15 protein-coding genes and 1 tRNA gene are annotated in these 12608 nt (G+C 69.7%); 5 read left to right on the forward strand and 11 right to left on the reverse strand.

Annotation, left to right across the window (positions count from 1 at the left end; translation table 11 throughout):
* Positions 1-36 precede the first annotated feature (36 nt).
* The 7 genes from ACMW4R_RS12120 to idi are packed head-to-tail and all read right to left on the reverse strand — an operon-like array spanning position 37 to position 5624.
* Complete coding sequence (locus ACMW4R_RS12120; protein ID WP_418300029.1) at positions 37-930, reverse strand: prenyltransferase; 894 nt, start codon at positions 928-930, stop codon at positions 37-39.
* Positions 927-1244, reverse strand: coding sequence for a lycopene cyclase domain-containing protein (locus ACMW4R_RS12125; protein ID WP_058626320.1), 318 nt, complete (start codon positions 1242-1244; stop codon positions 927-929). The genes ACMW4R_RS12120 and ACMW4R_RS12125 overlap by 4 nt, the downstream gene beginning before the upstream one ends.
* Positions 1241-1588 (reverse strand): lycopene cyclase domain-containing protein, encoded by a 348-nt coding sequence (locus ACMW4R_RS12130; protein WP_418300030.1) that lies wholly within the window; start codon positions 1586-1588, stop codon positions 1241-1243. Before ACMW4R_RS12130 ends, ACMW4R_RS12125 begins: the two co-directional genes overlap by 4 nt.
* Position 1589: 1 nt before the next feature.
* On the reverse strand, positions 1590-3146 hold the full coding sequence (gene crtI / locus ACMW4R_RS12135) for a phytoene desaturase family protein (RefSeq protein WP_418300031.1): 1557 nt from the start codon (positions 3144-3146) through the stop codon (positions 1590-1592).
* Complete coding sequence (locus tag ACMW4R_RS12140) at positions 3143-4012, reverse strand: phytoene/squalene synthase family protein (RefSeq protein WP_058595212.1); 870 nt, start codon at positions 4010-4012, stop codon at positions 3143-3145. The genes crtI and ACMW4R_RS12140 overlap by 4 nt, the downstream gene beginning before the upstream one ends.
* On the reverse strand, positions 4009-5076 hold the full coding sequence (locus ACMW4R_RS12145) for a polyprenyl synthetase family protein (RefSeq protein WP_081318130.1): 1068 nt from the start codon (positions 5074-5076) through the stop codon (positions 4009-4011). Before ACMW4R_RS12145 ends, ACMW4R_RS12140 begins: the two co-directional genes overlap by 4 nt.
* A complete protein-coding gene (idi, locus tag ACMW4R_RS12150) occupies positions 5073-5624 on the reverse strand; it encodes an isopentenyl-diphosphate Delta-isomerase (protein WP_418300032.1) in 552 nt (183 codons plus the stop codon). The genes ACMW4R_RS12145 and idi overlap by 4 nt, the downstream gene beginning before the upstream one ends.
* Positions 5625-5696: 72 nt before the next feature.
* On the opposite strand from idi, the gene ACMW4R_RS12155 reads away from it, so the two are divergent.
* Positions 5697-6167: a MarR family winged helix-turn-helix transcriptional regulator gene (locus tag ACMW4R_RS12155; RefSeq protein WP_058595240.1), complete on the forward strand. Its 471-nt coding sequence runs from the start codon at positions 5697-5699 to the stop codon at positions 6165-6167.
* A gap of 17 nt (positions 6168-6184) precedes the next feature.
* Here the strand turns inward: ACMW4R_RS12155 and ACMW4R_RS12160 are convergent, their stop codons facing one another.
* Positions 6185-6835, reverse strand: coding sequence for a formylglycine-generating enzyme family protein (locus tag ACMW4R_RS12160; protein ID WP_418300033.1), 651 nt, complete (start codon positions 6833-6835; stop codon positions 6185-6187).
* A gap of 209 nt (positions 6836-7044) precedes the next feature.
* On the opposite strand from ACMW4R_RS12160, the gene ACMW4R_RS12165 reads away from it, so the two are divergent.
* Positions 7045-7695 (forward strand): TetR/AcrR family transcriptional regulator, encoded by a 651-nt coding sequence (locus ACMW4R_RS12165; RefSeq protein ID WP_418300034.1) that lies wholly within the window; start codon positions 7045-7047, stop codon positions 7693-7695.
* A gap of 49 nt (positions 7696-7744) precedes the next feature.
* Here ACMW4R_RS12165 and ACMW4R_RS12170 read toward each other — a convergent pair whose 3' ends face one another.
* On the reverse strand, positions 7745-10189 hold the full coding sequence (locus ACMW4R_RS12170; protein ID WP_418300035.1) for an LPXTG cell wall anchor domain-containing protein: 2445 nt from the start codon (positions 10187-10189) through the stop codon (positions 7745-7747).
* A gap of 149 nt (positions 10190-10338) precedes the next feature.
* Positions 10339-10412 (reverse strand) — tRNA-Met (locus ACMW4R_RS12175).
* An 83-nt stretch (positions 10413-10495) separates the two neighbouring features.
* Between ACMW4R_RS12175 and ACMW4R_RS12180 the strand changes: the two genes are divergently transcribed.
* The 3 genes from ACMW4R_RS12180 to ACMW4R_RS12190 all read left to right on the forward strand — a co-directional run bounded on the left by ACMW4R_RS12180 (position 10496) and on the right by ACMW4R_RS12190 (position 12166).
* Positions 10496-10993 carry a DUF6328 family protein gene (locus tag ACMW4R_RS12180; protein ID WP_418300036.1) on the forward strand — a complete coding sequence of 166 codons (498 nt, stop codon included), beginning with the start codon at positions 10496-10498 and terminating at the stop codon, positions 10991-10993.
* Positions 10990-11796: a carbon-nitrogen hydrolase family protein gene (locus ACMW4R_RS12185; protein WP_418300037.1), complete on the forward strand. Its 807-nt coding sequence runs from the start codon at positions 10990-10992 to the stop codon at positions 11794-11796. The genes ACMW4R_RS12180 and ACMW4R_RS12185 overlap by 4 nt, the downstream gene beginning before the upstream one ends.
* A 73-nt stretch (positions 11797-11869) precedes the next feature.
* Positions 11870-12166: a helix-turn-helix domain-containing protein gene (locus ACMW4R_RS12190; protein ID WP_058595219.1), complete on the forward strand. Its 297-nt coding sequence runs from the start codon at positions 11870-11872 to the stop codon at positions 12164-12166.
* Here the strand turns inward: ACMW4R_RS12190 and ACMW4R_RS12195 are convergent.
* On the reverse strand, positions 12163-12492 hold the full coding sequence (locus tag ACMW4R_RS12195; protein WP_058595220.1) for a DUF6907 domain-containing protein: 330 nt from the start codon (positions 12490-12492) through the stop codon (positions 12163-12165). The two genes, ACMW4R_RS12190 and ACMW4R_RS12195, sit on opposite strands and share 4 nt — an antisense overlap.
* Positions 12493-12608 lie beyond the last annotated feature (116 nt).

The raw sequence follows: 12608 nt of genomic DNA on the forward strand, positions 1-12608 counted from the left end.
GAGCGGGATCCCCGCGCGGCGGCACCGCCCCGCCCGTCAGGCCGTCAGGAACCACCACCAGATCAGCAGCATCGTCGTGCCGAAGCCGGCGATCTGGTTCAGCCAGAGGAAGCGGTTCCACCCGGCGGTCGCGCGGTCGCTCTCGGCATCCGTGACGTTCCGGTACGGCCAGCAGACGACGAGGTAGGGGATCACCAGCACACCCGCCAGGGGACCGGGCCACGCGGTGAACAGCATCGCCACGCCGGCGAGGGCGTAGGCGACCAGGGCGAAGCGCACGGTCCAGCGCGCACCCCGAGCCGTGGCGATCGACGAGATGTCGGCGGCGCGGTCGGCCTCGACGTCCTGCACCGCGCCGAAGGCGTGCGATGCGATTCCCCACAGCGCGAAGGCGACGAACACGAACACGAGCTGCCACGTCCAGGTCGCACCGGCGAGCACGAGACCGTAGACGGCAGGCGAGAAGAAGTGGATGCTGCTCGTCACCGAGTCGGCGAAGGGTCGCTCCTTCAGACGCAGCGGGGGCGCGGAGTAGAACACGACGAAGAACAGACTCAGCGCCAGCACCAGCCACGACAGCGGCGACCCGACGACCACCAGATAGACGACGAACGGCAGACACGACAGCACCGACGCCCAGAGGGTGATCGGGTGCATCCGCTTGTCGAGCACGGCTCCGTGCGTTCCACCCTTGCGGGGATTGCGCAGGTCGGACTCGTAGTCGAAGACGTCGTTCACGCCGTACATCGCGAGGTTGTAGGGCACGAGGAAGAACAGGATGCCGGCGATCAGCGTCGCGTCGATCTGCCGCGTCGTGAGGAGGTACGCGGCAGCGAAGGGGAACGCGGTGTTGATCCAGCTGACCGGTCGCGACGACACGAACAGCTCCCGCAGAACGCGGCCGGGGGTGAGAGCGGCGGGGGCGGTCATGCGGCATCCTTCGGGGACGGGTGGGGGGACAGCAGCGTGAACACCGCCGGCACGAGGAAGGCGGCGCACAGCGGGTACGCGAAGTCCTCGATCGGAGCGAGACCGATGCGCAGACCGCTGAGGTGTTCCTGCGGGTACGAGAAGAGGTCGACGGCGATCATGAGGTTGTCGAAGACGAGGGTGAGAGCGATGAGCACCAGGGCGACGAGCGTCGAGGATGCCATGCGCTCCCGGAAGCGCGGATGGGCGAGCGTCGCGAGGGTCACCGCCGCCGTGACGATCACGAAGGGCAGCACGATCAGGGGGTAGGTCATGCCTCCTCCTCGACGCGAGCGCGGTCGCGGATTCGGGCGCGTGCTCGGCGCTCGAACACGGCGTACATGACGACCGCGAGGTAGCTGAGGAAGACGAGGAAGAACACTTCCTCGAGCGGCAGGTGCGGTGCAAGCTCGACGCCGACGAACAGCGGACTCTCGCCTTTCACGAAAACGCCCGTGGCGATGCCCACGGCATCCCAGGCCAGGAAGAACACGGTCGCCACGAGCACCGCGGCGATCGTCCGGATGGGCGCGACGCGCAACGCCAGCGAGAACTTCACATCGATCGCGATCATCCCGGCGAGCGAGAACAGGATCGCGCCCAGGTAGATCCCGGGCACCTCAGACCGCCGCGCGCGCGGGTTCTGCGAGGGGGCCGGGAGAGGTGTCTCCGGTCAGACGCTTGACGACGAGCTCGGCGGAGATGAGACACATCGGCAGACCGATCCCCGGGAGCACCGACGTGCCCGCGTAGTAGAGGTTCTGCACCTTCCGCGACCGGTTCTTCGGCCGGAAGATCGCACTCTGATTCAGTGTGTGCGCGAGACCGAGTGAGTTGCCGTGCCAGGCGTTCAGGTCGTTCGCGAAGTCCTCCGGGGCGATCGTCCGACGCACGACGATGCGCTCAGCGAGATCCGGGATACCGGTCCACTCCGCGATCTGCGCGATCACCCGGTCGGCCGCCTGCTCGATGCGCTGATCGCCCGAGCCGTCGACGCCACCGCGGCCGCTCACCGGGTCGGCCGGGACGGGGACGAGGACGAAGAGGTTCTCGTGTCCCTCGGGCGCGACCGAGTCGTCGGAAGCGCTCGGCCGGCAGATGTAGATGGACGCGGGGTCGGGGATCTTCTTGTCCTCACCGAAGATCGCGTCGAAGTTGGTGTGCCAGTCGTCGGTGAAGAGCAGCGTGTGGTGCGTGAGCTGGGGGAGCTCGCCCTTCACACCGAGCAGCAGCAAAAGTGCTCCGGGGCTCGGGACCTTGTCCTTCCACCACTTCTCGGGGTACTGGCGGTCCTTCTCCTCGAGCAGGTGATTCTCGGTGTGGTGCAGGTCCGCGCCGGACACCACGGCATCCGCGGCGATCACTCGCCCGTCCGCGAGCCGCACCCCGCGCGCGAGGCCCGACTCGGTGATGATGGCGTCGACGGGGGCCGACGTCTCGATCTGCACACCGCGCCCGCGAGCGAGCTTCTCGATGGCGGCGATGATCTCCGTCATCCCGCCCTTCGGATAGAGCACGCCGTCGCCGAGGTCGAGGTGACTCATGAGGTGGTAAAGGCTCGGCACCTCGAAGGGCGAGCCGCCGAGGAAGACCGCGGGATACGCGAGGATCTGTTGGAGCCGCGTGTTCTGGAAGTCCGTGGTGACGCGCTTCCACAGGGTGCGGGTGAGCAGCGGGATGAGCGTGGGGAGGCGCTTCACGAGTGCGGGGTCGCGCAGCCCTCTCGTGGACGAGTACGGGTCGTAGAGGAACTTCGACGTGGAGAGCTCGTACGCGTCCTTCGCGGAATCGAGGTACGCGTCGATGTTGTCGCCCGAGCCGGGCTCGTGCTCCTCGAAGAGCGCCCGCACGGCCTCGCGTCCCGACACGATGTCGATCGGCTCGCCTTTCCCGGGAGGACCGTAGACGCGGTAGGCCGGGTCGAGACGGACGAGATCGAGCTGCTCGTCGGCACTCGTGCCGAGCAACCGGAAGAAGTGGTCGAACACCTCGGGCATGAGGTACCAGCTCGGCCCGGTGTCGAACCGGAAGCCGTCGGCCTCCCACGACCCCGCGCGTCCGCCGAGGGCGTCGCGGGCTTCGAAGAGGTGGACGTCGTGGCCGCGGTCGGCCAGCAGGGCGGCGGTTCCCAGACCGGCGATTCCGCCTCCGACGACGACGATGCGCTGGGCGCTCATGAGCGGGGACCTTTCGGTGGACGCCCCAGGAGGGCACGGGCAGCGAGAGTGGCTTTCACGCCGTCGGGGACGCGCACGCGCGGAGCACCGGCGGGGGAGAGGCGCAGGCGTCGCGACAGCTCGGCGAAGAGGTCGTGCGCAGCGGTCACCGCTGCTCGACAGTCCGGCGGCAGGTGCGGAATGACGGATGCCGCGGCGGCGAGGTCGGCGTCGATCCGATCGAGCACGGCGATGCGTCGTTCGTCGTCGGCTGCGCCGTCGAGGTAGTCGCGGCCGAGACGGTCCGCGTCGTCGGCGAGATCGCGGAGGAAGTTGACGTCCTGGAACGCGGCCCCGAGGCGTCGCGCGCCCTCGACGAGGTCGGTGGCGGGGCGTGCGGGGGCGGACATCCCGGCGTTGAGGAACACCTGCAGGCACATCAGCCCGACGACCTCCGCGGAGCCGTACACGTACGCGTCGTGCGAGAGGTCGTCGTGTGCGGCGGTGTCGATGTCGGTGCGCATCGAGGCGAAGAACGGCGCGATCAGCTCGGCACCGATGCCGCACTCTCGCGCGGTGCGGGCGAAGGCGTGCACGACGAGGTTCGCGCTGAAACCGGTGGTGATGGCATCCATCACCTCGGTCTCGAGGGCGTCGAGCACGGCGCGCTCGCGCTCGGCCGTGAGGCCGGCGTCGTGGGCCGGCCCGTCGACGATCTCGTCGGCGACGCGGACCAGCGCGTAGATGTTGCGGACGTGCGGACGAGGGCGTCGGCCGAGCAAGCGCGCAGCGAGCCCGAACGATGTCGAGTAGCGCTGGATGACGGCTGCGGCCGCGTCGTCGGCCGTCCGTGAGTAGAGGGCGAGTCCGGTGGGGCCGGTGCTCACGGAACGCGCTCCTGCACGGCGTCGACCAGGTCAAGAAGCATGCCCTGACACTCCTCCGGCAGGGTCGAGGCGGCGACGATGCCCCGCGCCTCGTCGAGGGTGTCGCGCACGAGGTGTTCGAGGCGGACACGCGCACCGGACGCGGACAGCGCACTCTGCGCGGCGCGGATCGCGACCGGCCCGGTGTGGGCGTTCGCGAGGGCGTCGCTCACCTCGGGCCAGTGCTCGCTCTCGCGGGCGAGCACGATCAGGTGCGTCTTCTTCGCCTCGCGGAGGTCGGAGCCCTCGTCCTTGCCCGCGGTGGCGGCGCTCCCGAACGCGCCGATCAGATCGTCGACGAGTTGGTACGCCAGCCCCAGACGCTGCCCGAACCGCTCCAGAGCGTGCCGCACGGGCGCTTCCGCGCCCGCGAGCACCGCCCCCGCCTCGAGAGGCGCCGAGAACGAGTAGACGGCGGTCTTGTCGTGGGTCGTGCGCAGAATCGTGTCGGCATCGATGTCGCCGGCAGAGACCGCGTTCTCGACGTCGGCCAGTTCGCCGGCGGCCGAGACGAGGACGGCGTCTTCGACGAGGAGGAGCAGGTCACGGCGCACGTCCGCCGGGATCTCGGCCATCGCGACGAGCCGAGAGGCCTCGTGCAGCAGGAGGTCTCCCGCGAGGATGGCCGCCGCATCGCCGAGGAGCGCCGCCCCCGCGGCATCCGCCCCGCGCTCGGTCCCGCGAGAGCGGAACTCGCCGCCGACGTTGGGCATGCCGCGCCGCTCGACGTCGTGGTCGATGACGTCGTCGTGGACGACGAAGGCGGTGTGCAGGAGCTCGAAGGCGGCGGCGACCTGGTACAGCGCGGGCCGCGCGATGTCGGGGCCGCCCAGGGTGTCGAACGCCGACACGACCAGGAGCGGACGGAATCGTTTGCCGCCTTCCGCAGCACGACGGATCGCGGATGCCAGAGCCCGGGCGCCGTCGCCGAGCTGGCCGAGACGCCGATCGAGGCGGGTGAGAGCGCCCTCGATGGCCGAGTCGATGTCGTGGCGTGCTGCCGGAGTCGTGGCCAAGGCGATCACGATGCCCGCCGAATGGCCGGAGGTGGATTGAAGAGATGCAGCTGCTGTGCCTGGAGGACGAGCCAGGGGCTGAACGCCCACGGCGTGGACTCGAGTGAGGCGGCCAGCTCGAGGGGATCGACCCAGCGGTGCTCCGCGACCTCGCTCGGGTTGGGGTTCGGCTCATCGTCGGTGAAGGCGATGTAGACGGGGCAGATCTCGTTCTCGACGATGCCGCTCGCGTCGACCGCGCGGTAGCGGAAGTCGGGGAGGGCGAGCTCGAGGTCGCGGACCCGCAGACCGACCTCGAAGGCGCCGCGGCGGTACACGGCGTCGAGGAGGGGCTCGCCGGGAGCCGGGTGGCCGCAGAAGGAGTTGGTCCACACGCCCGGCCAGGTCTTCTTGTCGAGCGCGCGCCGCGTGACGAGCAGCTGACCGTCGGCGTTCACGACGTGGCAGGAGAACGCGAGGTGCAATGCTGTGTCCGCACCGTGCACACTTGCTTTCGGTGCGACGCCGATCTCGTCGCCATGCTCGCCCAGAAGGACGACGTACTCGATCTCGCTCATCGTGCCTCCTGTTTGCTAGTTTAGCTAGCGATGTGAGCTTCAATATACCGACGCCGAAAGGGGGTGTCCACCGTGACTGATACCACCGCTCGTTCTGGTAAAAGGCCCGCCGTCGTCGAAACCCTGACCGCCGTGCGGGCCCTCAGCGACGCTCTCGACCGCATGCACAGCGGAATGAAGGGCGAGATGGACATGAACGCCAGCGACCTCGCGACGCTGCGCATGCTCATCATCCGCGAACAGCGCGGAGAGATGGTGAGCCCCCACGACGTGGCGCGACACCTTCGCATCTCGACCGCGTCGACGACCAAGCTCATCGACCGGCTGGCGGCGTCCGGCCATGTGGAGCGCCGCGCCCACCCGTCTGACGGCCGTGCGCGCGTCGTCGTACTCACCGACAAGTCGCGAAGCGAGTTCTTCCACCACCTCGGCGGACACCTCGGGGCGATGCGCGATGTTGCCGCGAACTACAGCGACGACGAGCTCGCCACGATCTCCGGCTTCCTGCACTCTCTCACCGAGGCGATCACGACGACCGACTGAGCAGCGGCCGCCGGCGGTCATGAATCTCGCGCTCCGCGGGCGACGCGGACCCCGACGTCGTCGAAGCCGTCTCGCGGTCCGCCACCCCGGCGTGTCGTGGCGCGCACGACGGCGGGGGCGTCATTCCATCCTCCGCCCCGGAAGACGCGGGCGTTGCCTCGTTCCGGATCGACGAGGTCTTCGCACCACTCGGCGACGTTGCCCAGGATGTCGAACAGTCCGAACAGATTGGGCAGACGGGCCCCGACATCGACCGGCGCGCGAAGACCGTCGGCAGCCGTCCACGCGATCTCGCGGATGGGTCCGTACGTCGACCCGGTGGCGCCGGCGCGGCAGGCGTACTCCCACTCGTCCTCGGTGGGCAGGCGGAACCCGTCGCTCTCGGCATCCGCGTGCACCTCTTCTCCGTCGAACCGATAGACCGGGTCGAGCCCTTCCCACTCCGACAGGGCGTTGCACAGGCGGATCGCTCGGAACCAGCTGAGATCGACGGCCGGCCGGCGAGGGTGCCGAGCCGGGATCCCGAGAAGCTCCGCGACGTGCTCCTCCGTCACCGGGTAGACGCCCATTTCGAACGGGGCGACGACGATCTCGCGTCGTTCGGCACCGCGCATGTCGCCGCGCAGCACGCGACCGGCCGGGATCTGCGCCATCTCCACGTCGGTCATTCCTGCCTCCGTCGGAGAAGGGCAGTGGCCTGGTCGCCCCGGCCGGAGGGGAGGGTTCCATCGGTCATGCGTCCAGTCAAGCGCGGGTCGGCGAACTCGGACGAACGGGTTGACGGCCGGGTGAGGATCTCCGCTCGAACGTCAAGCCCTTTTCGGGTCCGAGCACGAATGATTGGATGGACACTCCAATCGTTCGAGGAGAACCCGAGATGAGTCCCCGGCGCTACGCCTCCCCTCTGCGCAAGGCGGAGGCGGCTCGCACCCGTGCGGCGATCCTCGACGCGGCGGCCGCGTTGTTCTCTCGCGACGGTTATGCCGCGACGACGATGAAGGGGATCGCCGTCGAAGCCGGAGTGTCGGTGCAGTCGGTCCACCTGGCCGGATCGAAGTCGACGTTGCTCGTGGCCGCTTTCGAGCGAACCTTCTCGGGCGCGGGGGTCCTGGACTCCCCGGCGCAACCCCCTCTGATCATCGCGGCCCTGGAGCGGCTCGAGGTCGATGAGGCGATGCGCGTCTGGCTCGACGGCATCGCCCGTGCCCACGAGCGTTCCGCGGGGCTCGCGCGGGCCATGGCCATCGCGGCGGAGACGGATGCCGTGGCGGCCGCGGCCCTGGCCGCCTTTGACGCGCGTCGGCACGGCGACATCCGCGTCGCCTCGACATGGCTCGTGGAGCGGGGTCTGCTGCCCGCGAAGGACGCGGACGAGGTGGCGGACGAACTCAGCTACCTCGTGGGGCCTGAGACCTACGCGTTCCTGGTCACACGGTCCGGGTGGACGCCCTCACGCTATCGGGCCTGGCTCGAGCGCACGCTGCGCGACCTCCTCGCGCGACGGACCACCGACGTTCCCGTCTCGTGAACGAGGCGGCGGCGCGGATCGCTCCGCGCCGCCGCCCTTCGGACGCGGTTCAGCGGGCTCGACGCATCCGCGCGCGGCGTCCGACGACGAGCGCCGCCCCCAGCGCCATCAGCGCGAGTGCGCCCCCGGCGAGAGTCGGGGCGAACGAAGCGTCCGTGCCGGTCTGTGCGAGCCGACCGTCACCCGCGGGGACGGGGACCGGGGTCGGCGTGGCCGTGGCGGTGGGACTCGTCGTCGGGCCGGGCGTGGGCGTGGGCCCCGGCAGCGGGGGAGTGTCCACGGCGACGCTGACGACCGGGCCGTCCTGGGCGGCCCCTCGCGCGGTCGCGGTGACGGTGAGCGCCGAACCGGCCGGCAGGTCACGGAAGGTGGTGGCATCCACTCCCTCCGCGAGGTCGGCGGTGGCCAGGACGTCGCTCCCCGAGAGCACCTGCACGGTCGTTCCGGTCGAACCCTTGGCGTTGACCCACGACACCGTGAGCGAGGTGGGCGACAGGGCGGTGGCCTGCAGGTCGGTGACGGGGCGCGCCGGGAGCGCCGTCAGCAGGGCGTGCGCGTCGATGAGGCCGGCACCGAACAGCTGCTGGTCGGTGACCGACGAAGACGTGGGGTTCTTCAGGGGACCGGCCGTCGCGAACGCGGTGCGCGCGATGTCGGCGGCGGATTCCTGCGGCGCGTACTCGAGGGCGAGCGCGTGCACCGCGGCCGCGGTGGGTGCCGCCGCGGAGGTGCCGAAGAAGTACCAGTCGTCGTCCAGCGAGGGCACTCGCTGCGCGAAGAAACTCGTGCGGATGCCGTCGACCGATGCGATCTGCGGACCCATCACCCGCAGCGGCTCGGGGTAGGCGGGCGACACGACGGGCGTTCCGTCGACGAACCGGACCGGTTCGAAGAGCAGGGTGGTGTCGCCGGCCGAGGTGAAGCGTTCCGGGACGTCGGGTTCGAGGCTGAAGGCCGCCGCCACGCCGATGCCGGAACCGTCGGCGGGGTGGCCGACCGAGGTGAGACCCACGACATCGTCGCCCTGGGAACGGTCGTACTCGATCGCGGACAGGCCGGGACTCCAGAACGCCATCGAGAACGCAGGCGTGGAGGTCGATCCCGTCGAGGTGTCGCGGAGCACCACCACGTCGAGATCGCCGGCCGCGACGACGTCCGTCGCCGTGGTGTACACGGTCGGCGTGATGCCGTCGAGATAGGACTCGCTGACGAGCTTCTCGTCGACGTAGAGCTGCGGCACCAGGGCCGTGGTGAGCCCGAACAGCGGATCACCCCACTGCGCGACGATGCTCGGTACGCCGTCCTCGGGGAAGGTCGCCGTGTCCGTGGCATCCTGGGCGGCCGACGGGTCGAAGTCCAGGCAGTCGTAGCTGGTCATCCCTTCGGGCGGCGTGACCCAGCTCGGGCAGTCCATGGGGCGGTAGGCGGTGGTCCGCCAACCGTTGATCTGCAGTCCCGCGCTCTCGGTGCCCTTCGCACCGATCTCCGAGCCGTTCCCGGCCGCGGTGTAGTACGCGACTCCGCGCGACTGCACCTGGGTGATCGCCGTCGAGATCCAGCCCTGCTGGTACAGAGGTTCCTCGCTCCAGCCGATGTCATCGACGATGACGGTCGCCCCCGCGTCCGCGAGAGCCACGATGCCCTTCGCCATGTCCTGAGAGCTGCGCCAGCCGGTGTAGAAGACGATGCGGGCGCCCGGAGCGATGCCGTGGACGAGTTGGGCCATCGCCCGTCCCTCGTCCCCGCCGCCCTCGTCGGGCTCGATGTCGGAGAGGACCGTGACGGGCGTCTCGTACCCGCACGGGTTGCCCGGGCCGGGGAGCAGACCCGCTTTCACGTCCTCGTCGGGAGTCGTCTCGGCGTCCGGCGCGGCATCGTACGAGTCGGAGAGGATCCCGATGGTCACGCCCGTGCCGTCGACGCCGAAGTCCTTCCGCGCATCCGCGGAGTGCAGGGGTGCGTCGGCCGTGCTCGGAAAGGCGCGACAGGCCTTCTCAGCCGCCCCGCGCTGCTGCGCGGAGGGGATGTCGTCGACCGCCGGCGGGACGACGGGGATGGCGACCGGCTGCACGACGGGGTTCACCGCGCGGATGCCGTCGAGGGCGCGCAGCTCCGCGAGGGCGTCCGGGGCGACCCACGCCGTCGCCGACGACGTCAGCTCCTGCACGCTCACGATCTCGGCGAGCCCGCCGACCGCGTCGAGCTGCGCGGTGCCGGGGCTGCGCTCGAACGTGATGGTGACGGAGAGGCGGCCCTCGTCGTCGAAGCGGAGCGAGCCGCGGCCCGAGCCCGGCGTGCCGACCGCCGAGGTGATGGCATCCGGAGAGTCGGCCCCGGCTTCGACGGCTTTCACGACCGCATGGGTCAGCGTGAGAGCCGCCGGGATGTCCGTGGTGTCGGGTGTGCTCGGCTGGGCCGAGGCGGGCAGTGCGGCGGTGCTCAGTGAGCAGATCACGGCAGCGGTGATCGCCACCGCGCGGAATGCGCGATTCATCGTTGTTCGTCGTCCCCCAGTTTTCGGTCAGTGTAGGGGGCGAGATGCGGCGAGCGCGAGAAGAATCTTCTCGGCCGATCAGACCGGGTTCGCACGGGTTGCGGGAAAGCAGAAGGCCCCGGATCGATCGATCCGGGGCCTTCATTTTGTTGCGGGGACAGGATTTGAACCTGCGACCTCTGGGTTATGAGCCCAGCGAGCTACCGAGCTGCTCCACCCCGCGGCACAAGAGAAAACATTACGCCGAGATGAACGACGGCGCAAATCCGCGCACACCGCCCGGGAGTGTCGCGGCAGAATGGCCCGGTGAGCAGCATCATCGACGATCGCGACGACGGCCGCCCCGAGAGTCCTGCGCAGCGCGCCGACCGCAACTGGACCGACGTCCTCCAAGAGCTTCGCGTGCTGCAGACGGGAACCCAGATCCTCACCGGGTTCCTTCTCGCGCTCGCGTTCCAGCCGGCCTTCGGTGACCTCGACGCGGGCTGGCGTGCGTTCTACCTCGGCCTGGTCGCTCTCTCCGCGCTGAGCGCGGTCGTCGCTCTCGCCCCCGTGGCCCTGCACCGCGCCGTCTTCCGGCTGGGCATCAAGCCCTCCGTCGTGCGCTTCGGCCATCGCGCGCTGCGCGCCGCTCTGGTGCTCGTCTCGTTGCTGCTCACCGGCGTGGTCGCGTTCGTCTTCGGTGTCGTGGTCGGCGGAGGAGCCGCCGTCGCGGGTGCGGTCGTCCTCGCGGTGACGATCCTCGTACTGTGGGTGGTGGTGCCGGCGATCCTCCGTCACCGCGGGCGAAAGGATGACGAGTGACAGACCGCCGATTCGGACTTGCCGTCGCGCAGTTCGCCCCCAGCGCTTCCCGTGAGTCGAACCTCTCGGCGATCGAGGAGGCTGTCCAGGCGGCCGTCGCGCGGGGCGCGCAGCTGGTCGTCTTCCCGGAGTACTCGAGCTACTTCGTCGACCCCTTCGACGACACCCTCGTGCAGAACGCCGAGGATCTCGACGGACCCTTCACTGCCGCGCTGCAGTCCCTCGCGGCGCGACACGGCATCGTCGTCGTGGCGGGTCTCCTCGAGCGGGCTGATGACGGCCGGCGCGTGCGCAACACCGTCGTGGCGGTGGCGGGGGATGGCATCCGGTCCGTCTACCGCAAGTTGCACCTGTACGACGCGTTCGGTCAGCGCGAGTCGGACTGGGTCGCGCCGGGCGAGATCGCTCCACCTGACACCTTCGAGGTCGACGGACTGCGATTCGGTCTGATGACCTGTTACGACCTGCGCTTCCCCGAGGTCGCGCGCACCCTCGCGGACGCCCACGTCGATGTGGCTCTGGTTCCGGCGGAGTGGGTTCGTGGTCCTCTCAAGGAGGATCACTGGCGCACGCTCGTCCAGGCGCGCGCGATCGAGAACACCTTCTTCGTCGCGGGGGCGGATCATCCGCCGCCGCTGGGCGTCGGGCATTCGATGATCGTCGACCCGCAGGGTGTCGTCCTCGCGGCGGTGGGCACGACGACCGACGTCGCGGTCGCTCACATCGATCCGGATGCCATCGCCCGCGTACGCCGGGTGAATCCCGCGCTCGACCTGCGACGTTTCCGGGTGACTCCGCGCTGACGGTTCGTCTAGGCTGCGCACCGTTTTGCGCCGTTTCGATGCCGTCGGCCGTCAGATGACGCAAGCTGGAAGAATGACCGGTCTCGCGTTGGACTATCCCTGGATGACGTACATGGGCGAGCTCGGGGCGAATCTGCGCGCGGCGCGCCTCGCCACGGGGCTCACTCAGGAAGACGTCGCCGTGCGCGCGCGAATCTCGCTCTTCACGTACCAGAAGCTCGAGAAGGGCGAGTCCAACCCCGGGACGCCCGCCAATCCGCGTCTGCAGACGCTGCTGGCGCTGTCGGCGGTGCTCGAGGTCTCGATTCAGGACCTCGTGCCCGACCTTGACCGAATCCGCGAGGGCGAGCCGGGGCCGAGCGACGTCTAGGGGAGGTCGTCCAACAGGGCGGTCACCGCGCGCATCAACCGCTTCGTCGTCTCGATGCTGAGCACCGTGGACTGCCGCGCGAACTGATCGGAACCGAACCACACCCACGTCTCGCCGCGGGTCTGCTCCAGTCCGATCGTGATCTCGGTGACGCCGATCGCGTGGATGTCGCCGTTCGGGTGAAGGCTGCGCTCTACGCCGGGGACGGTGATGCCTTCGCTGCGGTGCGAGACGTCGGCCGCCGCATGGTCTTCGTGCTCGCCCGCGCACCAGGAGGGGCACGGGGATGACGGTTTCAGCGCGCGTGGCGGGTCGGGCCAGCTCATGGGTGTCTTCCTCGTGACGATCGTGCAGGGACGTCCTCGACGATACGAGCCGTACGCGTCCCTCGAGCGAGGCGCGAGCCACCCGTTCCGGTGGTTGACGTCGAGAGAAGGCGCGG

The sequence above is a fragment of the Microbacterium sp. S1037 genome, from assembly GCF_048381605.1.
In the GTDB taxonomy this organism is placed as follows: domain Bacteria; phylum Actinomycetota; class Actinomycetes; order Actinomycetales; family Microbacteriaceae; genus Microbacterium; species Microbacterium testaceum_B.

What these genes read in the sequence shown, in the direction of transcription:
- ACMW4R_RS12120 (WP_418300029.1), bottom strand. Translation starts at nt 930, where the DNA reads ATGACCGCCCCCGCCGCTCTCACCCCCGGCCGCGTTCTGCGGGAGCTG.
- ACMW4R_RS12125 (WP_058626320.1), bottom strand. Translation starts at nt 1,244, where the DNA reads ATGACCTACCCCCTGATCGTGCTGCCCTTCGTGATCGTCACGGCGGCG.
- crtI (WP_418300031.1), bottom strand. Translation starts at nt 3,146, where the DNA reads ATGAGCGCCCAGCGCATCGTCGTCGTCGGAGGCGGAATCGCCGGTCTG.
- idi (WP_418300032.1), bottom strand. Translation starts at nt 5,624, where the DNA reads ATGAGCGAGATCGAGTACGTCGTCCTTCTGGGCGAGCATGGCGACGAG.
- ACMW4R_RS12160 (WP_418300033.1), bottom strand. Translation starts at nt 6,835, where the DNA reads ATGACCGACGTGGAGATGGCGCAGATCCCGGCCGGTCGCGTGCTGCGC.
- ACMW4R_RS12165 (WP_418300034.1), top strand. Translation starts at nt 7,045, where the DNA reads ATGAGTCCCCGGCGCTACGCCTCCCCTCTGCGCAAGGCGGAGGCGGCT.
- ACMW4R_RS12170 (WP_418300035.1), bottom strand. Translation starts at nt 10,189, where the DNA reads ATGAATCGCGCATTCCGCGCGGTGGCGATCACCGCTGCCGTGATCTGC.
- ACMW4R_RS12190 (WP_058595219.1), top strand. Translation starts at nt 11,870, where the DNA reads ATGACCGGTCTCGCGTTGGACTATCCCTGGATGACGTACATGGGCGAG.
- ACMW4R_RS12195 (WP_058595220.1), bottom strand. Translation starts at nt 12,492, where the DNA reads ATGAGCTGGCCCGACCCGCCACGCGCGCTGAAACCGTCATCCCCGTGC.